This window comes from Bordetella genomosp. 13 (assembly GCF_007679965.1).
GTDB lineage: Bacteria > Pseudomonadota > Gammaproteobacteria > Burkholderiales > Burkholderiaceae_B > Bordetella.
The window spans coordinates 159,626-182,763 of sequence record NZ_VEHL01000008.1; the positions used below are offsets into that span (position 1 = coordinate 159,626).

The window sequence follows — 23,138 nt, forward strand, 5'->3', positions numbered from 1 at the left end:
AGGGCGGCCCCTGGCCGCAAGCACACATGAACACCGCCGCTGATACCGCGCTCCTCGACACTCCCTTCCTGCGCCGCCGCGACTGGCAGATCATCATGCTGATCGGCGTGGCGCACGCCAGTTCCCATTTCTTCCAACTGGTGCTGCCTTCACTGTACGTGGCGCTGGGGCGAGAGTTCGGCCTGGACTTCGCAGAGCTGGGCCTGCTGGTGTCGATGTTCTACGTGGTGTCCGGCCTGGGGCAGGCCTCGTCAGGCTTCGTGGTGGACCGCGTCGGCGCGCGGCCGGTGCTGTGGTTCGGACTGGCCTGCTTCGTGCTGTCGGGCGTGCTGATCGGTTCGGCCAACGGCTACGCCATGCTGGCGCTTGCGGCGGTGGTGGGCGGCGTGGGCAACTCGGTGTTCCACCCGGCCGACTATTCCATCATGAATCACCGCATCAGTCCGGCGCGGCTGGGGCATGCCTTCAGCACGCATGGCTTGACGGGCAACCTGGGTTGGGCGCTGACGCCGGTGTTCATCGGCACGATCTCCGCGCTGGCGGGTTGGCGCGTAGCCGCGTTCAGCGCCGCGGCGCTGGTCGCGGTGGTGCTGGGGCTGACCCTGGTGGGCCGCAACCTGCTGGGCGATCCGGCGGTCAGGCGCGGCGCCGAGCCCGCGCCGCGCGAGGATGCTGCCCCGGCCGCCGCTCCTGCCCAGGAAAGCGCCTGGCAGACGCTGCTGGCCCTGCTGGCGCGGCCCGCGCTGTGGGGCGCCTTCCTGTTCTTCGCGTTCTCGTCGATCGCGCTGTCGTCGGTGCAGAACTACACCATTCCGCTGCTGGACCATCTCTATGGGCTGTCGCAGCTGGCCGCCAGTTCGGCATTGTCGGGCTATATGGTGGCCTCGGCGGTGGGCATGGCGGCAGGCGGCTTCCTGGTGTCGGCCACGCCGCGCACCGAGCGCACGGTCATGCTGGCGCTGATCTGCGCGGGCGTGACGCTGGTGGTGCTGGCCATGGGGTGGCTGCCGCCGCTGATCGCCGCACCGATGGTAGGGGTGGCCGGGTTCTGCTCGGGCATCGCGGCGCCGTCGCGCGACATGCTGATCCGGCGCGTGACGCCGCGCGGGGCGACGGGGTCGGTGTACGGGTTGGTGTATTCCGGCATGGACGCGGGGGCGGCGCTGGGGCCGCTGGTGTTCGGGCTGCTGCTGGATGCGGGGATGTCGCACGGGCCGTGGATCGGCGCGGGGGCGGCGTTCGTGATCGCGGCGTTGCTGGCGCAGTGGATTGCGCAGCAGGCTCGGCGAGTGGAGCCTGTGGCGGCTTGATGTTTGCTTGAGGGGCTGCGGGGCTGCGGGGCTGACGGTTGGGTTCTTCTGGCCGCCGGCGCCGCCCCTGCGAAGTCCCGTCCTCGCGCTTCGCGCTGCGGGCGGGACTTCTCCGGAACGGCGCCGGCTCTCAGCAACGTCAATCGGGCGGCCGCTTTCGGCGGCGTCCTCGTGCTGAAGCGCACTGGGGCTGCCAGGCATATCGGTGCCCATCAAGGGCCGATGACGCGTCTTGAGTCGGTACTTGAACTCGACGCTTTGGCGGCATCTGCGCCGCGGGATCGCGCCGACTACGAATGATCAGGCCGCACCTACGTGCGGCCTTTCTTCTTTCCGCTTACTGCCGCGCCGTGCGCGTATCCGCGATGACGGGCGCAGGCGCGTTGCTGCGCCACGGGTTGATGTCCAGGCCGCCGCGGCGCGTGTAGCGGGCGTAGACGGTCAGTTCCTCGGGGGCGCAGGCCCGCATCAGGTCGGTGTAGAGGGTTTCGACGCAGTGTTCGTGGAAGCCGGCGTGCTCGCGGAAGGAGATGATGTATTTGAGCAGCGCTTCGCGGTCGATGGGGCGGCCGCGGTAGCGGATCTGCACGCTGCCCCAGTCGGGCTGGCCGGTGACGGGACAGTTCGACTTCAACAGGCGCGAGCACAGCGTTTCTTCCACCACGGCGCCCTCCAGACAGCGCAGCAGTCCGGGCGCGGGCTGGTAGGTGTCGATCTCCACGTCCAGCTTGTCCAGGTCGATGCCCTCGAGCTCGGCGATCCGCTGCCGCGCGAAGTGCTGCGGCAGCATCATGTCCAGCGCCACGGGAGCGCCCGCGGCGGCGCTCAGGTCGCGTTCCAGCAGGTCGCGCAGGGCCTGGGCATTGTCCAGGCGGGTCTGGTTGAACGAGTTCAGGTAGAGCTTGAAGGACTTGGACTCGATCAGGTTGGGGCTGTCGGCCGGCACGGTGAAGGTGGCCATGGCCACCCGCGGCTTGCCCTTGGCATTGAGCCACGACAGTTCGTAGGCGGTCCAGATGTCGGCCCCGCGCCAGGCGGGGGACGCGTCCAACTGCAGCGCCGCGCGGTTCTGCGCGCGGGCAATGGGAAACAGCACCGACGGATCGTACTGGGTGGGATAGGAGACGGATTGCCCCAGCGGGGCGTCTGACAACGACATGGTTCGAACGAGGCGAATGACGAGCTTCCATTGTAGGCCGGCTCGGGCCGGATTTTTTCGCATGGTGAAACGGTAATCGCGGCATGCGGAAATCCATGCTGCACAGCAACGACAGGCGTTTTCACGGTGGGCAACATCGTTTCGCATTGAGAAATTTACATTGCAAGTTGTTGATTTGAATCAATAAAAAATATTGTCTTGTATAAGACTTAAACCCACGTTGTGGCGCAGCACGAGGAATAGACTTTTTCCCAACGGCGCGCATTCCGCGCGGCTGTATCTCCGCAGTTCCACCTGACCACATCGAGGAAGTCATCATGAACCAACGCGATACCGAGATCCGCAAACTGGAACAAGACTGGGCGCAGAACCCGCGCTGGGAAGGCGTCAAGCGCGGCTACGACGCCGCCGAAGTGGTGCGCCTGCGCGGCTCGCTGGCCGTCGAGCACACGCTCGCGCGCCGCGGCGCCTGCCGGCTTTGGGAACTGTTGAACGCCGAACCCTTCGTCAATTCGCTGGGCGCGCTGACGGGCAACCAGGCCATGCAGCAGGTCAAGGCCGGCCTGAAGGCCATCTACCTGTCGGGCTGGCAGGTGGCGGGCGACGCCAACCTGGCCGGCGAGATGTACCCGGACCAGTCGCTGTACCCCGCCAACTCGGTGCCGCAGGTCGTGCGCCGGATCAATTCGACGCTGACCCGTTGCGACCAGATCCAGTGGATGGAAGGCATCAACCCGGGCGACGAGGGCTACATCGATTTCTTCGCGCCCATCGTGGCCGACGCGGAAGCCGGCTTCGGCGGCGTGTTGAACGCGTACGAACTGATGAAGGGCATGATCGAGGCGGGCGCCGCGGGCGTGCACTTCGAGGACCAGCTGGCCTCGGTGAAGAAGTGCGGCCACATGGGCGGCAAGGTGCTGGTGCCCACCCGCGAAGCGGTTTCCAAGCTGATCGCGGCGCGCCTGGCCGCCGACGTGATGGGCGCGCCGACGCTGCTGCTGGCGCGCACCGATGCCGACGCCGCCGACCTGGTGACCAGCGACGTCGACGAGAACGACCGTCCGTTCATCACCGGCGAACGCACCGTCGAGGGCTTCTTCCGTACGCGCGCCGGCATCGACCAGGCCATCTCGCGCGGCCTGGCCTATGCCGAGTACGCCGATCTGGTGTGGTGCGAAACCTCCACGCCCAACCTGGAATACGCGCGCAAGTTCGCCGAGGCCCTGCACAAGCGCTTCCCGGGCAAGCTGCTGGCCTACAACTGCTCGCCGTCGTTCAACTGGAAGAAGAACCTGGACGACGGCACCATCGCCAGGTTCCAGCGCGAGCTGGGGGCCATGGGCTACAAGTTCCAGTTCATCACGCTGGCCGGCTTCCACTCGCTGAACTACGGCATGTTCGACCTGGCGCACGGCTATGCGCGCCGCCAGATGAGCGCCTTCGTCGAGCTGCAGCAGAAGGAGTTCGCGGCGGCCGAGCGCGGTTTCACCGCCGTCAAGCATCAACGCGAGGTCGGCACCGGCTACTTCGACGCGGTGACGCAGACCATCGAGGGCGGCCGCTCGTCCACCACCGCGCTGACCGGTTCGACCGAGGAAGCGCAGTTCCACCACGACGAGGCCCCGGCCATGCGCGTGGCCTGATGAGCTGACAGGGCAGTGGAGGGTGGCGGAACGTGTCCGCCACCTTTCTTTCGGCGTCCGGCGGGCGCCGTTTTTTATTGTGGGCGCGGGGATGTGCCTGTTGGCGTGGCGAGCTTGCGGATGCGGGTGAGCAAGACGTCTTTCAATGCGAGATCGGCCTGGCGCAGGTCGAAATCGATCTGCAGATGCATCCAGAAGCGCGCCTCCATGCCGAAGAACACGCCCAGGCGCACGGCAGTGTCGGCGGTGACGGGCCGCTTGCCATTGACCAGTTCGCTGATGCGGCTGGGCGGCACGTCGATGTCCGCCGCCAGGCGGCGCGCCGTGATGCCCAGCGGCTTCATGAATTCTTCGAGCAGGACTTCGCCAGGGTGGATGTCCGGCAGCAGCGCGGCGGTGGATGCGAAGGCGGTCATGAGGAATCCTAGTGATAGTCCACGATTTCGACGTCGTGCGCGCCGTCCGGACGCCATACGAAGCAGACGCGCCATTGCGCATTGATGCGGATGCTGTGCTGGCCGGCGCGATTGCCTTTCAGGGCTTCAAGGCGATTGCCAGGAGGCACCATCAGCGTGGCGAGCCAGTTCGCGGCATGCAGCATCAACCGCTTTCGGCGAGCGACGCGTTCGATGTGGGTGAAGCGGGGCACGGCGAACCGAGGAACAGCCTTTCGGTATCGATGCAGTTGAATGAGACGATCACAAAATATTCCGTAAAACAGAATCCGTCAAATAGAACATTGGCGTATGCAGAGGCCTGCATCTTGGCGCAGACGTGCCGACGCGTCCGGTGGCCGTGACATTTCCAGCGCCATAAAATATCTTGCTATTAAATCGTGCACGATTTAATATGATTCCATCATGAAGACGCCGGCCGAACCCATCCCCTCGCTGCTGCTGGACAACCAGCTGTGTTTCGCGTTGCATTCCACGACGCTGGCGCTGCACAAGGTCTACCGCAAGCTGTTGGGCGGGCTGGGGCTGACGTACCCGCAGTACCTGGTGATGATGGTGCTGTGGGAGCAGGACGAACTGACGCTGTCCGACATCGGCAAGCGCCTGTACCTGGATTCCGCCACGCTGACGCCTTTGCTAAAGCGCATGGAATCCGCCGGACTGGTCAGCCGGGTGCGGGCCGAGCATGACGAGCGCCAGGTCATCATCAGCCTGACCGGACAGGGCCGGGACTTGCAGCGGCAGGCCGCCGCGGTGCCGCAGGAACTGGTTTGCGCCATGGCCTGCACGCCGGACGACCTGCAGCGCTTGAAGACCGAGCTGGAACGTCTGCGCGGCCATCTGGCCGACCACGAGTAAGGCAGGAGAGCAGTGCCAAAAACCGCTTGACGATTTAAGTAGTGCACGATTTAATAGCTAACGATTTTAATTTTGAACGAGTCCCGACCGGGATCGTAACTTTCAAGCAAGTCCATTTTCTTACCAGGAGCCTCACCATGTCCGTCGAAAAAGTTCTGTACCGCGCCCAAGCCCAAGCCACCGGTGGCCGTGATGGCCGCGCCACGTCGTCCGACAACGTGCTGGACGTCAAGCTGACCACGCCCCGCGAACTGGGTGGCGCCGGCGGCGACGGCACGAACCCCGAGCAACTGTTCGCGGCGGGCTACTCGGCCTGCTTCCTGGGCGCCATGAAGTTCGTCGGCGGCCGCGACAAGATCGCCGTTCCGGCGGACGTGTCGGTGCAGGGCTCGGTCGGCATCGGCCCCATCCCGAACGGCTTCGGCATCGAAGTCGAACTGAAGATCTCGCTGCCCGGCATGGACCGTGACGCGGCCCAGGACCTGATCGAGCGCGCCCACATCGTGTGCCCGTACTCGAACGCCACGCGCGGCAACATCGACGTCACGCTGACCCTGGTCTGATTCGTCATGGCTTGAATCCGCCGGCGACTGTACAGCCGGACGGTGCCCCCGGGCGCGCCCTGGTTTCGACCATGGCGCGCCCATCTTCTTTCGAGCAGGCCGAAGGCGCGGCGTGGGACATGCAACCGCATCGAAAAGACTGGCGTCAGCGGCCCGATTGCCATCACTCCAGATAGCGCTTGGCGAGCAACGTCTCTGCCCACAGGGCTTTGGCATGTTCCGGCATGTTCAGACGCTCCAGCTCCACCGCTGCGCGCTCGCGCTCATCAATTTCCCTCATCAGCACGCGGCGCACATCGGACTCGCTCAGTAGCAGTCGCTCGACTTCCGCCGATCCGGTGTGGAAACGATGCTGGATCGACGCGGGCTGCCCGGCCTGGACAGGCGGCGCCTCGGCATTGTCGACCGCCGCGACCAGCGTCCGGATGACCTTTGCCTCGAAGGTGCGCCTGTCCCGCATGGCAGCCCGCAGGTCGGCTCGCAGTCGATCCTTCATATCCTCTCCTGCATCCATCTGCGTACCAATGTGCTCGAGCCTGTGAGTCATGTCGCTACATATTATGCTATATTGCGTTCAATTATGCCTAGTTGACGGAACGATAAGGAATTTTAGGTAATGAATGAGAGCCTGGTCACCGTGGAGCAAGCGGCCGAGCATCTGGGTCTGCACCCCAAGACCGTGCTGCGCTACATCCGCGACAGGCGGCTTCCAGCGACGCGCGTTGGAAAGTCCTATCGCATCGTCCGCTCCGAACTGGATGCCTTTGCTGGCGTCGCAAGCGTCGAGTCCGAAGCTGCGGCGGCCATTGTGCGAACGACATGCATCGTTGACATCCCCCGTATCTCGGCGGATGAGGCATCGCGATTGGCGACATTCCTCCAGTCCATCGCCTTGGCCAGGCCTGCCTGCACAGCGCCACTGCATCTGCAGACCGCATTCGATCCGCTGGCCAGGAGCATGAAGGTCGTCGTGATCGGTGATCCATCCAGCGCGGCCAGACTCCTGGAGGCGCTGCCGCTGCATATGGGAAATCGTTCATGAATGACGTGGTGTATCGAAGCGCGGAAGCGGCTGCGGCGGTTGAGGGGAAATACCGGGGCGTCCTGAAGCAATGGCCGATTCCAAAGACCGAACTGCACATACCCACTCGCCTGGGTTCGACATTTGTCGTGATCTGCGGGCCGGAAAGTGCGCCGCCCGTCGTGCTGCTTCATGGCTCGATGGCCAACTCGGCTGCATGGCTACCCGATGTGGCGCTGTGGTCGACGAAGTTCAGACTGTTCGCCATCGACATGATCGGCGAGGCCGGCCTCAGTGCAAAAGTCCGGCCCGATCTCGCCGGGGACGCTCATGCGCTGTGGCTCGACGATGTCTTGGAGGGGCTGGGTCTGGTACCGGGACGGATGCGCATAGCCATGGTCGGTACATCGCTTGGCGGATGGCTGGCGCTTGACTATGCCAGCAGAAGGCCGTCAACCGTCGGCGCGCTGGCGCTGATGTGTCCGTCCGGAATCGGCCGACAGAAAAATCTTCTGCTGAAGATACTGCCGCTTCTGCTGCTCGGCTCCTGGGGCAGGCGGCGGATATGGGAGCGGGTGTTCGGTCCAGCTCCCAAGGTCGTGCCCCAGGAAATGCAGCCGCTCGTGGAACTCATGAAAAGCATAGGGCGGGCCGCCAAGCCGCGCGTGATGCGTATTCCACGACTGACGGATGCCCGACTCGGTGAACTCGGCATGCCGATCCTGGCGATCCTCGGCGGGCGGGATGTCCTGCTGGACTCGCGAGACACGAGAGACAGGCTACAGCGGGCAGTTCCTTGCGCTGAAATCCAGTTCATCGAAGCGGGCTATCACTTTCTTCCGGGCCAGGCGCCGCGCGTCATGGACTTTCTGGAACGAAGCATGCTGCCGTCATGAGATCGATGTCCGCTTATCCGGAACGGATCCTGCGATTCGTCTGGAGTGCGGCGGGGACGGCATTCATCCCGGGGCGACGCCAGCGAAACAGACTTGTCCGCCATCCGCACCAATCCCGCAATCCGCGCCAAGTAAAATCGGTCAGGAAAGTTCACCCGCGGGCTGTGGGCACCCCACGCGGACCCGCCCCGCTGCCATCCAAGAGGTGTGCGTGCAGCCAGTCATATCCGTGCAGGGCCTGTCCAAGCGATACAAGTCGGGACACCAGGCCCTCAAGAACATCAACCTCGACATCCGGCGCGGCGAGATCTTCGCCCTGCTGGGGCCCAACGGCGCGGGCAAGACCACGCTGATCAGCATCATCTGCGGCATCGTCAATGCCAGCGAGGGCACCGTGCTGGCCGATGGCCACGACATCGGCGCCGACTACCGCGCGGCCCGCAAGGCCATCGGCCTGGTGCCGCAGGAACTGACCACCGACGCGTTCGAGACCGTCTGGAACACCGTCACGTTCAGCCGCGGCCTGTTCGGCCTGCCGGCCAATCCCGCGCACATCGAGAAGGTGCTGCGCGACCTGTCGCTGTGGGAAAAGAAGGACACGCGCATCATGGCGCTGTCGGGCGGCATGAAGCGCCGCGTGCTCATCGCCAAGGCGCTGTCGCACGAACCGCGCATCCTGTTCCTGGACGAGCCCACCGCCGGCGTCGACGTCGAACTGCGGCGCGGCATGTGGGAGATGGTGCGGCGCCTGCGCGAGAACGGCGTCACCATCATCCTGACCACGCACTACATCGAAGAGGCGCAGGAGATGGCCGACCGCGTGGGCGTGATCCGGCGCGGCGAAATCATCCTGGTGGAAGATACCCAGGCGCTGATGCGCAAGCTGGGCCGCAAGCAGCTGGTGCTGTCCCTGGCCACGCCGCTGGCGGCGCTGCCCGACGCGCTGCAGGGTTTGCCGCTGGAGCTGTCGGCCGACGGCCAGCAACTGGTCTACACCTACAACGACCAGCAGGAAGGCGGGGGCGGCATCGCGGCCCTGCTGCGCCGCGTGGACGACGCCGGCATCGTCTTCAACGACCTCAAATCCTCGGAAAGCTCGCTGGAAGAGATTTTCGTCAGCCTGGTGAGCAAGGAATCATGAACTGGTACGGCATACGCGCAATCTATCTGTTCGAGATGGCCCGCGCCTGGCGCACGCTGGCGCAGAGCGTGGCCTCGCCCGTCATCTCCACGGCGCTCTACTTCGTGGTGTTCGGGTCGGCCATCGGCTCGCACATGGTCGAGATCGGCGGCGTCAGCTACGGCGCCTTCATCGTGCCCGGCATGATCATGCTGGCCCTGCTGACGCAAAGCACGGCCAATGCGTCCTTCGGCATCTACATGCCGCGCTTCTCGGGCACCATCTACGAGATCCATTCCGCGCCGGTGTCGTACATCGAGATCGTGATGGGCTACGTGGGCGCGGCCGCCAGCAAGTCCATCATCCTGGGCCTGATCATGCTGGCCACCGCGCGGCTGTTCGTCAGCTTCGGCATCGCCCATCCATTCTGGATGCTCGCCTTCCTGGTGCTGACTTCCCTGGCCTTCAGCCTGTTCGGCTTCATCATCGGCATCTGGGCCGACGGCTTCGAGAAGCTGCAGATCATTCCGCTGATGGTGATCACGCCGCTGACCTTCCTGGGCGGCACGTTCTATTCCATCGACATGCTGCCGCCGTTCTGGCGCACGGTCACGCTGTTCAACCCGGTGGTGTACCTGGTCAGCGGCTTTCGCTGGAGCTTCTACGGCATTTCCGACGTCAGCGTGTCCGTCAGCCTGGGCATGACCGTGCTGTTCCTGGTGGTCTGCATGGTCATCGTGCGCTGGATGTTCCGCACGGGCTACCGCATGAAGCAATAGCGGCGGCGGGCGCCTCGCGCGGGCCGGCGCCCGCGCCGGGCACCCTCAGCCGTCGGCGCGCGGGGCCGCGCGGCCGATGCCGCCATGCGCGTCCAGCAGGCGCTCACGCCAGGCGCGCACGTCCGCATCGTCTTCGCGCAGCAGTTCGACGGGGCTGATGCAGCGTGCCCACATGAACATGCCGAACACCGCGTAGTCCGCGTAGGCCGGACCAGTGTCGCCCGACAGATAAGGCTGTTCGCGCAGGGTGTGGCGCAGCGGCAGCAGCACGCGGTGCAGGGCGTCCAGGTGCGCGGGCCGCGCGGCCTGCAGGGCCGCCAGGCTGCCCAGCCGCTGCTCGCGCGATTCCACGAAATAGTGCCGGTCGCCGGCGTCCAGGCGGTCGGGAATGTCGGCGATGATGATCTTGGCCACCGCCGGCAGCAGCGCCCTGTCGGCCCAGCTGTTGGTGAAGCGGGCCAGCGCCTGGGCCTGCGGCGTGTCGAACAGGGCAGGGCACTCGGGAAAGGCCTCGTCCAGGTAGCAGGCGATGCGCCAGGAGTCGTGCACCCATACCGTGTCGTGTACCAGCACCGGCACCAGGCCCTGGCCGGTGAAGGCGATCTGCGCCTTGTCGTTGAAACGCCACGGCAGGCCCTGCGCCTGCAGCCCCTTGTGCGCCAGCGCCATGCGAGTCTTCCAGCAATGGGGACTGAAGCGGACATCCGGATCCGCGCCCGCCAGTTCATACAGTTTCAGCTGCCCAGCCACAGTCGTCTCCTGTCTTTCATATCCCTGTCGTGGGGATCGGCGCCAGCATAACAGGGCGGTTCGGGCTACCGTGACCAGGCGGCAAAAGACCGCAACCCCGCCTTGCGATTGCTGCGATGCGGCATTGCGTCCTCCAATTCTGTGTTCGGAAACCGCCGGAAATGCGGGAAAATGTCAGGAAAATAATGGAGGAGAGGAAATGGCTACCACCTACGAGGGCGGGTGCGCCTGTAGCGCCGTGCGCTTTCGTCTTACCAGCGAACCGATGTTCGTGCACTGCTGCCACTGCACCGAGTGCCAGCGGCTGACGGGCAGCGCGTTCGCCATCAGCGCGCTGATCGAGGCCGATCGCGTGCACATCCTGCGCGGCACGCCGCGCGCGCGCGTGCTGCCGACCGACCTGGGACGCACGCGCACGATCTTCCGATGTCCCGATTGCGGGGTGGCCATGTGGAGCCACCATCCCGACCTGGGCGAGCGCGTGGCCCTGGTGCACACGGGCACGCTGGACCGCGGCCGCGAACTGCCGCCACAGGCGCATTGCCACGCCCAGTCCCGGATGCCCTGGGTGACGCTGCCCGCCGACCTGCACGTGGCCGACGCCCACTACGAACTGGAGGCCTGTTGGCCGGCGTCCAGCCTGGCCAGGCTGGACGCCGCACTCGAGACCTGACGACGCCCGGCGACTTGGGGTCTAATCACGGAATGGATACTCAAGACGACACCGAGCGGCGCCTGACGCAGCTGGAAATCAAGGCGGGCTTCGCCGACGACTTGCTGGACCAGCTGAACCAGACCGTGTATCGGCAACAGCAGCAGATCGAACTGCTGATGCGGGAGCTGCTCGAGCTGCGCAACCAGGCGGCGCCCGCGGGGGCGGGGCAGTTCCGCAGCCTGCGGGACGAGCTGCCGCCGCATTATTGAGTGGTTTGCCGGCATGGGAGCGGGGTTGGGTTCTTGCGGCCGCCGGTGCCTGCCAGTGGGGCCGGCTGCATCAACGTCAGGCCGGTGCATTCAGCAGCCTCGCATTGCGCGCCTTTCGTTGCGGCCGCCCTCGCGCCCGCGCCCGACGACTTGGCCGGCACGCCCCCCGAACCCGGCAGAGGACGCCTCGATAGCGACATCCCTCGCCGCACAGCCACCTCTCAACGCCCCATCACCCCTGCGACCCGCACGTCGGCGCCTTCTCCATCGCCTGCCGTATCTCTTCCGGCGACAGGTCCTGCTTGTGCGTCGCCAGCGACCACTTGTGCCCGAACGGGTCTATCAGTTGCCCGTATCGGTCGCCCCAGAACATGTCGGCGGGCGGCATGGTGACGGTGGCGCCGGCCGCGGCGGCCTGGGCCATGGCGGCGTCCACGTCTTCCACGTAGAGATGGATGTAGACCGGGGAGCCGTTCAGGCGCTTCGGGTCGGGGGCGCCCCACTCGGGCATCGCGTCGAACAGCATCAGGGATGAATCGCCGATGCGCACCATGCCGTGCATCAGCCTGCCGTCGGGCCCGGCCAGGCGGGCCATTTCGACGGCGTTGAAGGCCTTGACGTAGAAGTCGATGGCGGCGGCGGCGCCTTCGCAGACCAGGTGCGGGGTCAGCGAGTGCATGCCATCGGGAATGGGTTTGACGGGGGCGGACATGGTCGTGCTCCTGTTACGGGAACGGCGCCGGCCGGAATGGCGGGCGCTTCATGGGTACGACGAACGACACGGAACGGAATCGACAGCGCACGGGATATTTTCCGGTCGTCTGCGATGGCTGGTTGGCCTGGCTCGGGCGCCGCGCCGTATCCTTGCCGCGCGGCCCGCCTGCCACCGCTTGCCGCCTGCCCCTCAGCCCTTGACCAGCACCTCGAAACCGCCCCAGGCCATGCGCTTGAAGTCGAACACGCCTTCGCAGTCGGTTTCCTTCAGGCGCGGGTCGTTCATCACCGCCGCGTTGATGCGGTCGCGCTCGGCCTTGTTGGCGAAGCGGATCCACGAGAACACCACCAACTCGCCGTCGCGGGCGCCCGCCGCGGTGCGGAACGACGCGAAGCCCTCGTGCTCGGGCTCGTCCTGGACGCATTCCCGGAAGTCCAGTGCGCCGTACTCCTTCCAGATGCCGCCGGCGTGCTGCGCCATTTTTTTGTAGCGCTCCAGGTTTTCCCGCGGGACGGACAGCAGATAGCCATCCACGTACTCTTGTTCCATTGCGGTGCTCCTCGGGTAAGATGCTGACTATTCGCTGAACGTTTTTGCGATTTCTTACTCTAATCGGGAAACCACTCCGCCGTAGATAGAGGATTGCGACATTCTTGCGGGTGGAATGCGACCTTAACCCAGCCGCGACGCTGCTTTCATGAAAAATATTGCCTTTCTGCTGCCTGTTGGCGCAAATATTGCCTCTCTCGAAAATGCCCGCCAGGGTTTCCTGGCGGCCAACCAGTTCCTGCAGGACCGCGGCGAGGCGCCGCGCTTCTCCGTGCAGATGCTGGCGGCCACGCCGCAGGTGCGGCTGGACGGCGGCCGCTTCACCGTGCATGCCGACGCGGTGCTGGACGAAGCCCGCGGCGTGGACATCTGCATCGTGCCCCCGCTGACGAATACGCTGCCGGAAGCCATGCAGGCCAACCGCCCCATGATCGACTGGCTGGTGCGGCACTACAAGGGCGGCGGCGAAGTCGCCAGCCTCTGCCTGGGCGCGGCGCTGCCCGCGGCGGGCGGCCTGCTGGACGGCCAGCGCGCCGTGGTGCACTGGGCGGCCCAGAACCAGTACGCCGGCCTGTTTCCCACCGTGCAGTGGGTCAGCGACCGCGTGGTGGTGGCCGGCAATGGCATTTATACCAGCGGCGGGGCGTTTTCCGCCGCCCACCTGGTGCTGCATTTGATCGAGAAGTACACCGATCGCGACACCGCCATCTGGTGCGCCAAGGTGTTCCAGCTGGACTGGAGCCGCCAGAGCCAGCTGCCGTTCGCCATCTTCTCGGGCCGCCGCACCCATGGCGACGACGTGGTGCGCCAGGTGCAGGACCACATCGAGGCCCGCTACGCCGAACGCGTCACGGTCGAGCAGCTGGCCAGCCGCTACGCGCTGGGCCGCCGCACGCTGGAGCGCCGGTTCCGTCAGGCCACCGGCAACAGCGTGGTGGAGTACCTGCAGCGCATCCGCGTCGAAGCCGCCAAGTCGCAGCTCGAGGGCTCGCGCAAGACGGTGGCCGAAGTGATGTACGAAGTGGGCTACAACGACGCCAAGGCGTTCCGCGAGATCTTCGGCAAGCACTGCGGCATGTCGCCCGCGGCCTACCGCGAACGCTACGCCTGATCCTGCCGGACATGGCAGGGCGCCGCTGGCGAGCTGCCCGCGCCCCCGGCGGCAAGGCGGCCGGTGGGCCGCATCCGTCGCCGGGCGGTAGACGGCGTTCAGAGCTTTGTACGCCGCCGCATGCTACACCGACGGCTCCGCCCGCCCCGCGCCTGGTCGCATGGCGGGCCTGCCACGCACGCCTGCCATGCCGCCTTCCGACCTTCCGGCTCCGGCCGACCGCCCCACCGCGCTGGGGCTCTTCCTCATCTTCGCCCGCATCGGATTGACCAGCTTCGGCGGCGGCCTGAGCGGCTGGTTCCTGCGCGAGTTCGTGCAGCGCCGCCACTGGCTGACCGAGGACGAATTCCTCAACGGCCTGTCGATCTCGCAGGCCTTGCCCGGCGTCAACGTCAAGAACATGGCGATCTGGATCGGCTATCGGCTGGCCGGTTCGGCGGGCGCCTTCGCGGGCTTCTGCGGCATCATCGTGCCGCCCGCCATCTTCATCGTGCTGCTGGGCACGCTGTTGGCCTATCTGTCCGGCAGTCCGCTGACGCACGTGGGCCTGGCCGGCGCGGCCGCGGCGGCCATCGGGCTGTCGCTGTCGATGGCCATCACCTCGATACGGCGGGTGCGCCGCCGCGCGTTGCCGCTGTGCGTCATGGCGTTCGTCTTCGTGGCCGTGGCGTTCCTGCACTGGCCCCTGCTGTGGATCGTGGCGGGCATGGGCGGCATCAGCGTCGCGGCCGAATACCTGCGCCTGCGCGGCGTAGCCACGGAGTAGCGCCATGGAAAACCCGGGGCAACGCCTGCTGCTGGGCCTGCTGGCCGTCTTCGCGCCGCTGTCGCTGGCCACCATCGGCGGCGGACAGGCCACCGTCGCCGAGATCCAGCGCCAGGTGGTGGACGTGCACCACTGGCTGACCCACGCGCAGTTCCTCAGCGACTTCGCCATCGCCCGGCTGGCGCCCGGTCCGGGCTCGCTGCTGGTCACGCTGATCGGCTGGCAGGTTGCGGGTTTCTGGGGCGCGGTGACGGCCACGCTGGCGCTGTTCGGCCCTACGGCCTTCCTGCTGTATGGCGTTGCGTATCTGTGGCGCCGGCATCGCGGCGCGCGCTGGCAACGGGCGCTGGAAGGCGGCCTGCGCCCGGTGGCCGCCGGCATGATCGCGGCGGCGGTGTACGTGCTGTTCACCGCGCTGGACGGCGGCTGGGCGGCGCGCGGCATCGCGCTGGCGTCGACGGCGCTGGTGATGACCACGCGCATCAACGCGCTGCTGCTGGTGCTGGGCGGCGGCGGGCTGCTGTTGCTGCTGCACGTGGCCGGCCTGGCGTTCTGACGGCCTGCCGCGACGGCCCCGTCGCGGAACTATCGCGCCATACGCCATCTAATCCAGCAAGAACAACTCACGGCCCGTTTTCGTGAATCTGGATTGGCATGCGCAGCTCAGCGACAGCCTGTGGTGGCTGATGCGGGCGTTCTTCATCTCGGCCGCCGTCTCGGTGGCCATCGGCACGGTGCTGGTGCGCGCCACGCGGTGGGGCCGGCAGTTCTGGCGGCTGGCATGGCCCTATCTCACGCCGCGGCGTAGCGGGCGGCCGCTGCTCACGCTGGCGTCGCTGCTGCTGCTGGCCTTGTCCGGCGTGCGCCTGACCGTGCTGTTCTCCTTCTGGTACAACGGTTTCTACAGCGCGTTGCAGGCGCTGGATCGCGGTGCGTTCTGGACCTACCTGGGCATTTTCTCGGTGCTGGCCGCGATCCACGTGGGCCGCAGCCTGGTCGACAGCTACGTCGGCCAGCTGTTCGACATCCATTGGCGCACCTGGCTCAACCAGCGGCTGACCCACGACTGGCTCGAGGGCCGCGCGTATTACCGCAACCAGTTCGTGCAGCCGCCGGCCGACAACCCCGACCAGCGCATCGAGCTGGACATCGGCGACTTCGTGGTCAGTTCCCGCTCGCTGGCCATCGGTGCCTTGAGCGCCTTGGTGTCGCTGGTCGAGTTCACCATGATCCTCTGGAACCTGTCCGCTCCGCTGGACATCGCCGGCGCCGAGCTTCCGCGCGCCATGGTGTTCATGGTGTACCTGTACGTCATCGCCGCCACGCTGCTGGCGTTCCGCATCGGCCGGCCCTTGATCGCCCTCAACTTCCTCAGCGAGCGCCTGTCCGCCAACTTCCGCTATGCGCTGGTGCGGCTGCGCGAGAACGCCGAGAACGTGGCGTTCTACCAGGGCGAACGCGCCGAGGGCGGCACGCTGTGGACGCGCTTCTCGGCCTACATCGCCAATCTGTGGGCCATCGTGTATCGCGGCCTGAAGCTCGACGGCTTCAACCTGGCCATCAGTCAGGTCGCGGTGGTGTTTCCGTTCCTGCTGCAGGCGCCGCGATTCTTCGCGGGCGCCATCAAGCTGGGCGACGTGGTGCAGACCTCGCAGGCCTTCGGCCAGGTGCAGGACGCGCTGTCCTTCTTCCGCACGTCGTACGACACCTTCGCGACCTATCGCGCCACGCTGGAGCGCCTGGACGGGTTCATGGATGCCAACGCGGCGGCCCGCGCGCTGCCCGCCGTGGATACCGTGCCGGCCGAGGAGGGACTACGCATCGACGGGCTGGACGTGCGGCGGCCGGACGGCGGCGTCCTGCTGGCCGGGCTGCGGCTGCAGTTGCCGCAAGGGCAGGCGCTGCTGATCAAGGGGCCGTCCGGCAGCGGCAAGACCACCTTGCTGCGCGCGGTGGCCGGGCTGTGGCCCTACGCGCGCGGCCAGGTCAGCCGCCCCGACGGGCAGCGGGCGCTGTTCCTGTCGCAGCGGCCTTATCTGCCGCTGGGCGCGCTGCGCGTGGCAGTGGCCTATCCCTGCGTGTGCACGCCCGCGGACGACGCGCGGCTGCAGGATGTCCTGCGGCGCGCCAGCCTCGGCCACCTGGCCGCGCAGCTCGACCGCGTCGACGACTGGTCGCGCGTGCTGTCGCTGGGCGAGCAGCAGCGCGTGGCGTTCGCCCGCGTGCTGTTCAACCGGCCGCGCATCGTGTTCCTGGACGAGGCCACGTCCGCGCTGGACGAAGGCCTGGAGCACGCCATGTACCAGGAACTGCGCGCCATGCTGGCGGATTGCGCCATCGTCAGCGTCGGGCATCGCGGCACGCTGGATGCGTTCCACGATGCCTGCCTGCGGCTGGATGGCAGCGGCGGCTGGCGCAGCGAGGCGCTGCGCGGCTGAGCGGGACGGCCCGGTCAGGTTCCGACGCGCAGCGCGCCGGTCAGCTTGCGCAGCGCGGACACCACGCTTTGCGCGGTGATGCGGCCGGTCTTGGGGTTTTCCGACGGGATGTTCTGGATTTCCATCGAGAACGTGGCCGAGTCGGAGTCGACTTCCACGCGGTGGATGTTGCGCGTGACGCCGGGGTCGGCCCAGATTTCCAGCGTGGTGCGGTCCGGCCCGATGCCGGCCAGCGACACGCTGACGGCCACGTTCAGGTTGGCCGGGAAGCCGATGGCGGCATCGCGCGGCGTGCCGCGGAAGATCAGCGTGGGCTCGGTGATCTTGCTCACGTCGATGCCGTGCGTCTCCAGATAGGGCGCGCCCAGCAGGCCGCGCGGCGGCTTGCGCGTGATCATGGTGACCGAGTGGATGGTGCCTTCGGCCGCGGCCGTGATGGCGTCCAGGCCCAGGATGGCGCCCGAGGGCACGATGATCTGCCCGCCGTGCGCGGCGGCCAGTTCGATCAGGTCGTCGTTGCGCAGCAGCGCGCCGGAACTGAGCACCACCAGCTTCTTGCCTGCGCGCAGCACGGGCTCGGACAGTTCCCGGATGACGGCCGCGGGCGCGCACTCGACCACCACGTCGCAGCGCTCGGCCAGGCCGGACAGCGTGGTCCATTCGGGGGCAGCGCCCTGCCACGCGGCGGCGGGCGGGTTCCGCGGATCGCGCACGGCGATGGCGGCCAGCGTCAGGCCGGGCACGCCGGCATCCAACACGCGCGCCACGGCCTGGCCGATGGCGCCGAAACCCGCGATGCCGACTCGATAGTGATTCATGCTGCCGTATGTCCTGTTCAAGAGAGGGATTGAAGGCCCGATGCTAGGGCAGCGCGGCGGTCCCGGCAAACGATTCGTTCTGGGGCGTGCCATGAGCCGGGCTAATGGGTGCGTTGGCGCTCGATGCGTCGGCGCCCGCTGCGCCGGGGCCCGATGCCGTGGCGCCCGGCGTGCCCGCGCCGCCGCAGGCCGCGGCCTCGCGCAGCACCCAGTTGCGGAAGGCCGTGATGGCGGCCCGCTCGGCCCAGGCCCCGTGCGTCAGCAGGTAATACTCGCCGGCGCTCTTGGGCGCCTGCTCGGGCCGCCAGGGCACCACCAGTTCGTTGCGGCCGGGATAGCCGTCGATCAGCACCTCCGGGATCAGTGCGACGCCCTTGTGCTCCTGCGCGGCGCGCAGCGCGATGTAGAAGTGGCCGTAGTCGGGGCAATTGCGCTGCGGCGGCAGGACCGCGCCCAGGGCATTGAGCCAGTCGCGCCACGCATGCGGGCGGCTGGCCGTGTGGATCAGGGGAAAGGCCAGCAGCTCGTCCAGCGTGCCGATCGGGCCGCCCTGGTCCAGCAGCCGCCGCGACATCACCGGCACCAGCACGTCGTCGAACAGGTAGTCGGCGCAGATGCCGTCCCAGCGCTGCACCAGCGTCAGGTCGATGCCGGGCAGGTGGCGCGGATAGCGGCGGCCGGCCAGCGGCCCCACGCGCAGCGCGACGTCCACGCCGTCGGCCTGCATGTCCAGCGGCCGGATGTCCGACACCACGCGCACCTCGATGTGGCGGTGCGCCGCGGTGAAGTCGGCCAGGCGAGGCATCAGCCACAGCTGCCCGATGGTGGGCAGCGTGTTGACGATGAGGATCTCGCTACGGTCGCGGCTCAGCAGGCGGCTGGTGGCGTCTTCCAGGTCGGCCAGCAGGCGCCGGCAGGCTTCGTAGTACTGCACGCCGGCCTGCGTCAGTTCGACCCTGCGCGACTGGCGCGCGAACAGCTTCTTGCCCAGGAAGGATTCGAGCTTGCGCACCTGCAGGCTGACCGCGCCCTGCGTGACGGCCAGTTCCTCGGCGGCCAGCGTGAAAGAGCGGTGGCGGGCCGCCGCCTCGAACGAACGGACCGACGACAGGGGCGGCAGGTTGCGCGAGACGGCCATGGGCAGGCTCCGGGGCTATTGCACCTGGATGCCGGCCTGTTTGATGACGTCGGCCCAGGTCTGGTTTTCGGACTGGACGTAGCGGGTGAAGGCGTCGCGCGCCTGCGGCAGGGGATCGATGCCGCGCGCGCGGAAGTCGGCTTGCAGGGCGGGATCGGCCAGCGCCGCGGCCAGTGCATCGCCCAGGCGGGACACCACGGCGGCAGGCGTGCCCGCGGGCACGAACAGGCCGAACCACGTGCTGGCATTGTAGTCGAGGCCCAGTTCCTTCAGCGTCGGCACGTCGGGCAGCAGCGGCGAGCGCGTGTCGGTGGTGATGGCCAGTGGGCGCACGCGGCCTCCCTGCACGCTGGCCAGCGTGGTGGGCAGGGGGTCGACCATCAGGTCGATCTGGCCGCCGATGAGATCCGTCATGGCGGGCGCGCCGCCGCGATAGGGCACGTGCATGAAATGCGTGCGCGCGCGCTGGTTCAGCAGTTCGGCCTGCACGTGATGGCTGGTGCCCGCGCCCGCCGAGCCGTAGGTCAGCATGCCCGGTTTGGCCTGGTCCGCCGCCACCAGGTCGCTCCATTGCCGGTACTTCGATTGCTGGGACACGATGACGACGCTGGGCACCGAGGCGATGCCGCCCACCGCGATCAGGTCGCGCGCCACGTCGTAGCCCACGTCCTTGTACAGGTGCGGCGCCACGGCCACGGTGCTGGCCGCGCCCAGCAGCACGGTGTAGCCGTCGGCCGGGCTGCGCACGGCGCTGACGGTGCCGATGGTGCCGCCCGCGCCGGGCTTGTTCTCGACGACCAGGTCGCCGCCCAGTTTCTCCCCCAGCGTCTTGAACAGCACACGGCCCACGGTGTCGTTGATGCCGCCCGCCGGAAAGGGCACCACGGCGCGGATCTGCCGCGCGGGATAGGCCTGCTGCGCGAGCGCGCAGGCCGCGGGCGCGAGCCCGGTCGTCAGTACGGCAAGGCAAAGCGCGAGGCGAGGCAGGACACGCATGGCAGGATTTCCGCGATAGGGCGCACGGGGCGCGATGCCTGCGAGTCTAGGAGCGCGCCACGGGGGCCACAAACGATTATTTGTGGATCATGTATTAGTAAATCTCGTGCACCGGATTGATGCGGCGCACCATCCCGGCGCCGGCGCGCGGTGAATGCCAGCCCTGCGGGGGAGGCGGTGCGCAGGGCTGCCCGCTGGACGGTCGGCGCCGCGCTCCGCAATGGGGCAGTCTTCAGGCCGCGTCGCGATGCGCCAGTTCGCGCATCAGCGCCACGGCATTGCTGACGGACTGCGAATGGCCGGCGCGGCGATAGGCCATGTCCATCTGCGCGTGCGGCGCGTCGCCCCGGATGGGGCGGTAGACCACGCCCTCCGCGCCCATGTGGCGCATCGCGGCGGGCACCAGCGCCACGCCGATGCCCGCCGCCACCAGGCTGATGATGGACGCGATCTGTGGGCCCTCCTGCACGACGCGCGGCGTGAAACCGGCTCGCTGGCACGCGTCCATGATGGCGTCGTAGAGGCCCGCGCCGATGCTGCGCGGATACAGCACGAAGTCCTCCCGGGCCAGCGCCTGCATGGCCACCGCGCGGCGGCGGCACAGCGCGTGGTCGGGCGGCAGCGCCAGCAGCATGGGCTCGTCCAGCACGCGCTCGACGGTGAATTCAGCGTCGACCAGGTAGGGCGGCCTGACGAAGGCCACGTCCACGCTGCCGTCGCGCAGGTCGCGCAGCAGCGACACCGTCGTGCTTTCGCGCAGCTGGATGCGCACGCCGGGATAGCGGTCACGGTAGGCGCGGATGGCGCGCGGCAGGTAGGGGTGGAACACGGCCGAGGCCGTGAAGCCCACGCTGATGGCGCCGCTTTCGCCGCGGCCCAGGCGGCGGGCGGTGTCGATGGCGCGCTCGGCGCTGGCCAGGATGGCGCGCGCATCGGCCAGGAACTGTTCGCCCGCTTCGGTCAGCGCGATGCCGCGCGGCAGGCGCAGGAACAGCGGGGTGCCCAGTTCGCGCTCGAGTTGCTGGATCTGCAGGCTGAGCGGCGGCTGGCCGATGCCCAGCCGGGCGGCCGCGCGGGTGAAGTGCAGCTCTTCGGCCACGGCGGTGAAGTAGCGCAGGTGGCGCAATTCCATTTTCTGAAGATATGGCGATAGCGAGTTCTATATATTGGACAAATGCAGGGGCGGGGTCTATCTTTTTTCATCGTCATCCGCTTATCCGAGAGTTCCATCATGTCCGCCCCTTCCGCCTCCCTCGCTTCCGCCCCCGCCGCGCAGGCCGGGCCGCAGGCGCCGCCGCAAGGTCATGCCCTGGCGCGAGGCAGCGCCGCGCTGCGGCGCGCGCAGTGGGCGCTGTTCGCCGCCGGCTTCGCCACCTTCGCCATGCTGTACTGCGTGCAGCCGCTGCTGCCGCTGTTCACCCAGTCCTTCGGCGTGTCGCCGGCGCAGAGCAGCCTGGTGCTGTCGTTCTGCACCGGCACGCTGGCGCTGTCGATCTTCCTGGTCGGGCTGTGGTCGCAGGCCCTGCCGCGCAAGCGCGTGATGGCCGCCTCGATGTTCGCCTCGGCCGTGCTGGCCACGGTGGCCGCAGCCGTGCCCGACTGGCATTCGCTGCTGTTGCTGCGCGCGCTGCAGGGCATCGCCATGGGCGGCCTGCCGGCCGTGGCGATGGCCTACCTGGCGGAAGAGGTCGAGCCCGGCACGCTGGGCTACGCCATGGGCCTGTACATCAGCGGCAGCGCCTTTGGCGGGCTGTCTGGCCGCGTGGTCACGGGCACGGTGTCCGATCTGCTGGGCTGGCGTCATGCGCTGGGCGCCATGGGCCTGATCGGACTGGTGGCGGCGCTGCTGTTCGTCTGGCTGCTGCCGCCGTCGCGCCGCTTCGCCCCGCGCCGCGGCAATGCGCTGGCCGCCATGCGCGAAGGCCTGGCCACGCACCTGCGCAACGGGCCGTTGGTCGGCCTGTTCGCCATGGGCGGCCTGCTGATGGGCGCCTTCGTCACGGTCTATAACTACGTGGGGTTCCGCCTGATGCTGCCGCCGTTCTCGCTCAGCCAGACGCTGATCGGCGCGATCTTCGTGGTGTACCTGGTGGGCATCTTCTCGTCCACGCTGTTCGGCCGCCTGGCCGATCGCCATGGCCGCGGCCCGATGCTGTCGACCGCCACGCTGCTGGCGCTGGCCGGCCTGCTGCTGACCCTGTTCGACAACCTGCCGATGGTGGTCGCGGGCATCGTGATCTTCACATTCGGCTTCTTCGCCGCCCACGCGGTGGCCAGCGGCTGGGTCGGCCAGATGGCGCAAGGCTACAAGGCCCAGGCGGCGTCGCTGTACCTGCTGGTGTACTACGTGGGATCCAGCGTGCTGGGCGCACTGGGCGGGCACAGTTGGTCGGCGGGCGCCTGGATCGGCGTGACCGAGCTGGCGGGCGGCCTGCTGGTGGTGGCGCTGGCGACCAGCGCCTGGGTGAATCGCGGTGCGGCCCGCGCGCCGGTATCGTCCGCGGACCCGCGCTGAGGCGGCGGGCCCGCCGGGATGAAGGATCGGCCGAGGGATGGCCGTCGCAAATGCCTGGCCACTGACGGCTGGCCGTGGACCCCTTGGTCGCGGACGGCTAGTCGCGGACGGCTAGTCGCGGACGGCCAGGCGTGGAAGACTAGTCGCCGTCTCTCAGCTTCGCGTAGATGCGATCCTTGAGGTGCAGCTTTTCTTTCTTGAGTTTCTCGAGATCGAGCGACGAGCCCGTGGCCCGGCCGGTTTCGATGTTCTGGATCTGCTGGTCCAGCGCAGTGTGCTTGCGGCACATGCTGTCGAAATGCCGATCGTTGTTCTGGAGCGAGGACAGCCGCTGCTGAAACTCAGGGAACATAAGTGCACCTCCTTGGCGAAGAACATGCCACTGGCCGCGCCTTCGGTTGGCCGCATCGCGAGGATGCCGTCATGCCTGACATGGCCGGTGGCAAAAGGGCCGCCCGCCAGGATGGCGGACAGGCCAGTCGGAATTGCCGTTGCCTGGATAGCTCGTGTCCAGTATATCGCCGCCTGAAAGGCCCGCCAGAGGGATATTCAGGTGAGCTGCGGCCCCTTTTTCCGCAAAAACGCCCCCTGGGGGGGCAGCAAGCCGAAGGCGC

Annotated in this window: 26 protein-coding genes and 1 pseudogene; 15 read left to right on the forward strand and 12 right to left on the reverse strand. The window is 67.5% G+C overall.

The window, feature by feature from the left end:
- The first annotated feature begins 26 nt into the window (after positions 1 to 26).
- Positions 27 to 1,310, forward strand: a complete 1,284-nt coding sequence (locus FS845_RS19195; RefSeq protein WP_144638320.1) for an MFS transporter — start codon at positions 27 to 29, stop codon at positions 1,308 to 1,310.
- Positions 1,311 to 1,647: 337 nt separating this feature from the next.
- Here the strand turns inward: FS845_RS19195 and queF are convergent, their stop codons facing one another.
- The gene (gene queF, locus FS845_RS19200) at positions 1,648 to 2,469 is read right to left on the reverse strand and encodes an NADPH-dependent 7-cyano-7-deazaguanine reductase QueF (RefSeq protein ID WP_144638322.1); all 822 of its coding nucleotides are present in this window, start codon (positions 2,467 to 2,469) and stop codon (positions 1,648 to 1,650) included.
- A gap of 317 nt (positions 2,470 to 2,786) precedes the next feature.
- Between queF and aceA the strand changes: the two genes are divergently transcribed.
- The gene (gene aceA, locus FS845_RS19205; protein WP_144638324.1) at positions 2,787 to 4,112 is read left to right on the forward strand and encodes an isocitrate lyase; all 1,326 of its coding nucleotides are present in this window, start codon (positions 2,787 to 2,789) and stop codon (positions 4,110 to 4,112) included.
- Between the two features lie 74 nt (positions 4,113 to 4,186).
- On the opposite strand, the gene FS845_RS19210 is transcribed toward aceA, so the two are convergent.
- Both FS845_RS19210 and FS845_RS26585 read right to left on the reverse strand, forming a co-directional pair.
- Complete coding sequence (locus FS845_RS19210) at positions 4,187 to 4,528, reverse strand: HigA family addiction module antitoxin (protein WP_144638326.1); 342 nt, start codon at positions 4,526 to 4,528, stop codon at positions 4,187 to 4,189.
- An 8-nt stretch (positions 4,529 to 4,536) separates the two neighbouring features.
- Positions 4,537 to 4,814: pseudogene (locus FS845_RS26585) on the reverse strand (type II toxin-antitoxin system RelE/ParE family toxin).
- Positions 4,815 to 4,972: 158 nt separating this feature from the next.
- On the opposite strand from FS845_RS26585, the gene FS845_RS19220 reads away from it, so the two are divergent.
- Entirely contained in the window at positions 4,973 to 5,425 is a 453-nt protein-coding gene (locus FS845_RS19220) for a MarR family winged helix-turn-helix transcriptional regulator (protein ID WP_144638330.1), read from the forward strand.
- A 137-nt stretch (positions 5,426 to 5,562) separates the two neighbouring features.
- Positions 5,563 to 5,988, forward strand: coding sequence for an organic hydroperoxide resistance protein (locus tag FS845_RS19225; RefSeq protein ID WP_144638332.1), 426 nt, complete (start codon positions 5,563 to 5,565; stop codon positions 5,986 to 5,988).
- 163 nt (positions 5,989 to 6,151) lie between these two features.
- Here the strand turns inward: FS845_RS19225 and FS845_RS19230 are convergent, their stop codons facing one another.
- Positions 6,152 to 6,484 (reverse strand): hypothetical protein, encoded by a 333-nt coding sequence (locus tag FS845_RS19230; protein WP_144638334.1) that lies wholly within the window; start codon positions 6,482 to 6,484, stop codon positions 6,152 to 6,154.
- A 120-nt stretch (positions 6,485 to 6,604) separates the two neighbouring features.
- Here FS845_RS19230 and FS845_RS19235 point away from each other — a divergent pair, with 120 nt between their 5' ends.
- The 4 genes from FS845_RS19235 to FS845_RS19250 all read left to right on the forward strand — a co-directional run bounded on the left by FS845_RS19235 (position 6,605) and on the right by FS845_RS19250 (position 9,804).
- On the forward strand, positions 6,605 to 7,030 hold the full coding sequence (locus tag FS845_RS19235) for a helix-turn-helix domain-containing protein (protein WP_144638336.1): 426 nt from the start codon (positions 6,605 to 6,607) through the stop codon (positions 7,028 to 7,030).
- Positions 7,027 to 7,905, forward strand: a complete 879-nt coding sequence (locus FS845_RS19240) for an alpha/beta fold hydrolase (RefSeq protein WP_144638337.1) — start codon at positions 7,027 to 7,029, stop codon at positions 7,903 to 7,905. Before FS845_RS19235 ends, FS845_RS19240 begins: the two co-directional genes overlap by 4 nt.
- A gap of 211 nt (positions 7,906 to 8,116) precedes the next feature.
- A complete protein-coding gene (locus FS845_RS19245) occupies positions 8,117 to 9,046 on the forward strand; it encodes an ABC transporter ATP-binding protein (protein ID WP_144638339.1) in 930 nt (309 codons plus the stop codon).
- Entirely contained in the window at positions 9,043 to 9,804 is a 762-nt protein-coding gene (locus FS845_RS19250) for an ABC transporter permease (RefSeq protein ID WP_144638341.1), read from the forward strand. The genes FS845_RS19245 and FS845_RS19250 overlap by 4 nt, the downstream gene beginning before the upstream one ends.
- A 45-nt stretch (positions 9,805 to 9,849) precedes the next feature.
- Here FS845_RS19250 and FS845_RS19255 read toward each other — a convergent pair whose 3' ends face one another.
- The gene (locus tag FS845_RS19255) at positions 9,850 to 10,554 is read right to left on the reverse strand and encodes a glutathione S-transferase N-terminal domain-containing protein (RefSeq protein ID WP_144638343.1); all 705 of its coding nucleotides are present in this window, start codon (positions 10,552 to 10,554) and stop codon (positions 9,850 to 9,852) included.
- A 199-nt stretch (positions 10,555 to 10,753) separates the two neighbouring features.
- Here FS845_RS19255 and FS845_RS26590 point away from each other — a divergent pair, with 199 nt between their 5' ends.
- Together FS845_RS26590 and FS845_RS19265 are read left to right on the forward strand one after the other, a co-directional pair.
- Positions 10,754 to 11,227 carry a GFA family protein gene (locus FS845_RS26590; protein ID WP_186332349.1) on the forward strand — a complete coding sequence of 158 codons (474 nt, stop codon included), beginning with the start codon at positions 10,754 to 10,756 and terminating at the stop codon, positions 11,225 to 11,227.
- A gap of 32 nt (positions 11,228 to 11,259) precedes the next feature.
- A complete protein-coding gene (locus FS845_RS19265) occupies positions 11,260 to 11,478 on the forward strand; it encodes a SlyX family protein (protein ID WP_144638347.1) in 219 nt (72 codons plus the stop codon).
- 232 nt (positions 11,479 to 11,710) lie between these two features.
- Here the strand turns inward: FS845_RS19265 and FS845_RS19270 are convergent, their stop codons facing one another.
- Together FS845_RS19270 and FS845_RS19275 are read right to left on the reverse strand one after the other, a co-directional pair.
- A complete protein-coding gene (locus FS845_RS19270) occupies positions 11,711 to 12,190 on the reverse strand; it encodes a VOC family protein (protein ID WP_144638349.1) in 480 nt (159 codons plus the stop codon).
- A 192-nt stretch (positions 12,191 to 12,382) separates the two neighbouring features.
- Positions 12,383 to 12,742 carry a DUF1428 domain-containing protein gene (locus FS845_RS19275; protein ID WP_144638351.1) on the reverse strand — a complete coding sequence of 120 codons (360 nt, stop codon included), beginning with the start codon at positions 12,740 to 12,742 and terminating at the stop codon, positions 12,383 to 12,385.
- A 148-nt stretch (positions 12,743 to 12,890) separates the two neighbouring features.
- Here FS845_RS19275 and FS845_RS19280 point away from each other — a divergent pair, with 148 nt between their 5' ends.
- The 4 genes from FS845_RS19280 (at position 12,891) to FS845_RS19295 (ending at position 17,057) form a co-directional block, all read left to right on the forward strand.
- Positions 12,891 to 13,853, forward strand: a complete 963-nt coding sequence (locus tag FS845_RS19280) for a GlxA family transcriptional regulator (RefSeq protein WP_144638353.1) — start codon at positions 12,891 to 12,893, stop codon at positions 13,851 to 13,853.
- Positions 13,854 to 14,040: 187 nt separating this feature from the next.
- The gene (locus FS845_RS19285) at positions 14,041 to 14,619 is read left to right on the forward strand and encodes a chromate transporter (RefSeq protein ID WP_144638354.1); all 579 of its coding nucleotides are present in this window, start codon (positions 14,041 to 14,043) and stop codon (positions 14,617 to 14,619) included.
- Positions 14,620 to 14,623: 4 nt separating this feature from the next.
- A complete protein-coding gene (locus FS845_RS19290; RefSeq protein WP_144638356.1) occupies positions 14,624 to 15,175 on the forward strand; it encodes a chromate transporter in 552 nt (183 codons plus the stop codon).
- 82 nt (positions 15,176 to 15,257) lie between these two features.
- On the forward strand, positions 15,258 to 17,057 hold the full coding sequence (locus FS845_RS19295; protein WP_144638358.1) for an ABC transporter ATP-binding protein/permease: 1,800 nt from the start codon (positions 15,258 to 15,260) through the stop codon (positions 17,055 to 17,057).
- Positions 17,058 to 17,071: 14 nt separating this feature from the next.
- Here FS845_RS19295 and FS845_RS19300 read toward each other — a convergent pair whose 3' ends face one another.
- From FS845_RS19300 to FS845_RS19315, 4 genes are all read right to left on the reverse strand, one after another.
- A complete protein-coding gene (locus FS845_RS19300) occupies positions 17,072 to 17,875 on the reverse strand; it encodes an aspartate dehydrogenase (RefSeq protein ID WP_144638360.1) in 804 nt (267 codons plus the stop codon).
- 43 nt (positions 17,876 to 17,918) lie between these two features.
- Positions 17,919 to 19,013, reverse strand: coding sequence for a LysR substrate-binding domain-containing protein (locus tag FS845_RS19305; RefSeq protein WP_144638362.1), 1,095 nt, complete (start codon positions 19,011 to 19,013; stop codon positions 17,919 to 17,921).
- A gap of 15 nt (positions 19,014 to 19,028) precedes the next feature.
- The gene (locus FS845_RS19310; protein ID WP_144638364.1) at positions 19,029 to 20,009 is read right to left on the reverse strand and encodes a Bug family tripartite tricarboxylate transporter substrate binding protein; all 981 of its coding nucleotides are present in this window, start codon (positions 20,007 to 20,009) and stop codon (positions 19,029 to 19,031) included.
- 232 nt (positions 20,010 to 20,241) lie between these two features.
- Positions 20,242 to 21,141, reverse strand: coding sequence for a LysR family transcriptional regulator (locus FS845_RS19315; RefSeq protein ID WP_144638366.1), 900 nt, complete (start codon positions 21,139 to 21,141; stop codon positions 20,242 to 20,244).
- Between the two features lie 99 nt (positions 21,142 to 21,240).
- Between FS845_RS19315 and FS845_RS19320 the strand changes: the two genes are divergently transcribed.
- A complete protein-coding gene (locus tag FS845_RS19320; RefSeq protein WP_144638368.1) occupies positions 21,241 to 22,524 on the forward strand; it encodes an MFS transporter in 1,284 nt (427 codons plus the stop codon).
- A gap of 139 nt (positions 22,525 to 22,663) precedes the next feature.
- Here the strand turns inward: FS845_RS19320 and FS845_RS19325 are convergent, their stop codons facing one another.
- Positions 22,664 to 22,876, reverse strand: coding sequence for a YdcH family protein (locus FS845_RS19325; protein ID WP_144638369.1), 213 nt, complete (start codon positions 22,874 to 22,876; stop codon positions 22,664 to 22,666).
- Between the last annotated feature and the right edge of the window lie 262 nt (positions 22,877 to 23,138).

Coding starts and splice junctions, on each gene's coding strand:
- FS845_RS19195 (WP_144638320.1), top strand. CDS start 27: ATGAACACCGCCGCTGATACCGCGCTCCTCGACACTCCCTTCCTGCGC.
- queF (WP_144638322.1), bottom strand. CDS start 2,469: ATGTCGTTGTCAGACGCCCCGCTGGGGCAATCCGTCTCCTATCCCACC.
- aceA (WP_144638324.1), top strand. CDS start 2,787: ATGAACCAACGCGATACCGAGATCCGCAAACTGGAACAAGACTGGGCG.
- FS845_RS19210 (WP_144638326.1), bottom strand. CDS start 4,528: ATGACCGCCTTCGCATCCACCGCCGCGCTGCTGCCGGACATCCACCCT.
- FS845_RS19220 (WP_144638330.1), top strand. CDS start 4,973: ATGAAGACGCCGGCCGAACCCATCCCCTCGCTGCTGCTGGACAACCAG.
- FS845_RS19225 (WP_144638332.1), top strand. CDS start 5,563: ATGTCCGTCGAAAAAGTTCTGTACCGCGCCCAAGCCCAAGCCACCGGT.
- FS845_RS19230 (WP_144638334.1), bottom strand. CDS start 6,484: ATGAAGGATCGACTGCGAGCCGACCTGCGGGCTGCCATGCGGGACAGG.
- FS845_RS19235 (WP_144638336.1), top strand. CDS start 6,605: ATGAATGAGAGCCTGGTCACCGTGGAGCAAGCGGCCGAGCATCTGGGT.
- FS845_RS19240 (WP_144638337.1), top strand. CDS start 7,027: ATGAATGACGTGGTGTATCGAAGCGCGGAAGCGGCTGCGGCGGTTGAG.
- FS845_RS19250 (WP_144638341.1), top strand. CDS start 9,043: ATGAACTGGTACGGCATACGCGCAATCTATCTGTTCGAGATGGCCCGC.
- FS845_RS26590 (WP_186332349.1), top strand. CDS start 10,754: ATGGCTACCACCTACGAGGGCGGGTGCGCCTGTAGCGCCGTGCGCTTT.
- FS845_RS19265 (WP_144638347.1), top strand. CDS start 11,260: ATGGATACTCAAGACGACACCGAGCGGCGCCTGACGCAGCTGGAAATC.
- FS845_RS19270 (WP_144638349.1), bottom strand. CDS start 12,190: ATGTCCGCCCCCGTCAAACCCATTCCCGATGGCATGCACTCGCTGACC.
- FS845_RS19275 (WP_144638351.1), bottom strand. CDS start 12,742: ATGGAACAAGAGTACGTGGATGGCTATCTGCTGTCCGTCCCGCGGGAA.
- FS845_RS19280 (WP_144638353.1), top strand. CDS start 12,891: ATGAAAAATATTGCCTTTCTGCTGCCTGTTGGCGCAAATATTGCCTCT.
- FS845_RS19285 (WP_144638354.1), top strand. CDS start 14,041: ATGCCGCCTTCCGACCTTCCGGCTCCGGCCGACCGCCCCACCGCGCTG.
- FS845_RS19290 (WP_144638356.1), top strand. CDS start 14,624: ATGGAAAACCCGGGGCAACGCCTGCTGCTGGGCCTGCTGGCCGTCTTC.
- FS845_RS19300 (WP_144638360.1), bottom strand. CDS start 17,875: ATGAATCACTATCGAGTCGGCATCGCGGGTTTCGGCGCCATCGGCCAG.
- FS845_RS19305 (WP_144638362.1), bottom strand. CDS start 19,013: ATGGCCGTCTCGCGCAACCTGCCGCCCCTGTCGTCGGTCCGTTCGTTC.
- FS845_RS19310 (WP_144638364.1), bottom strand. CDS start 20,009: ATGCGTGTCCTGCCTCGCCTCGCGCTTTGCCTTGCCGTACTGACGACC.
- FS845_RS19315 (WP_144638366.1), bottom strand. CDS start 21,141: ATGGAATTGCGCCACCTGCGCTACTTCACCGCCGTGGCCGAAGAGCTG.
- FS845_RS19320 (WP_144638368.1), top strand. CDS start 21,241: ATGTCCGCCCCTTCCGCCTCCCTCGCTTCCGCCCCCGCCGCGCAGGCC.
- FS845_RS19325 (WP_144638369.1), bottom strand. CDS start 22,876: ATGTTCCCTGAGTTTCAGCAGCGGCTGTCCTCGCTCCAGAACAACGAT.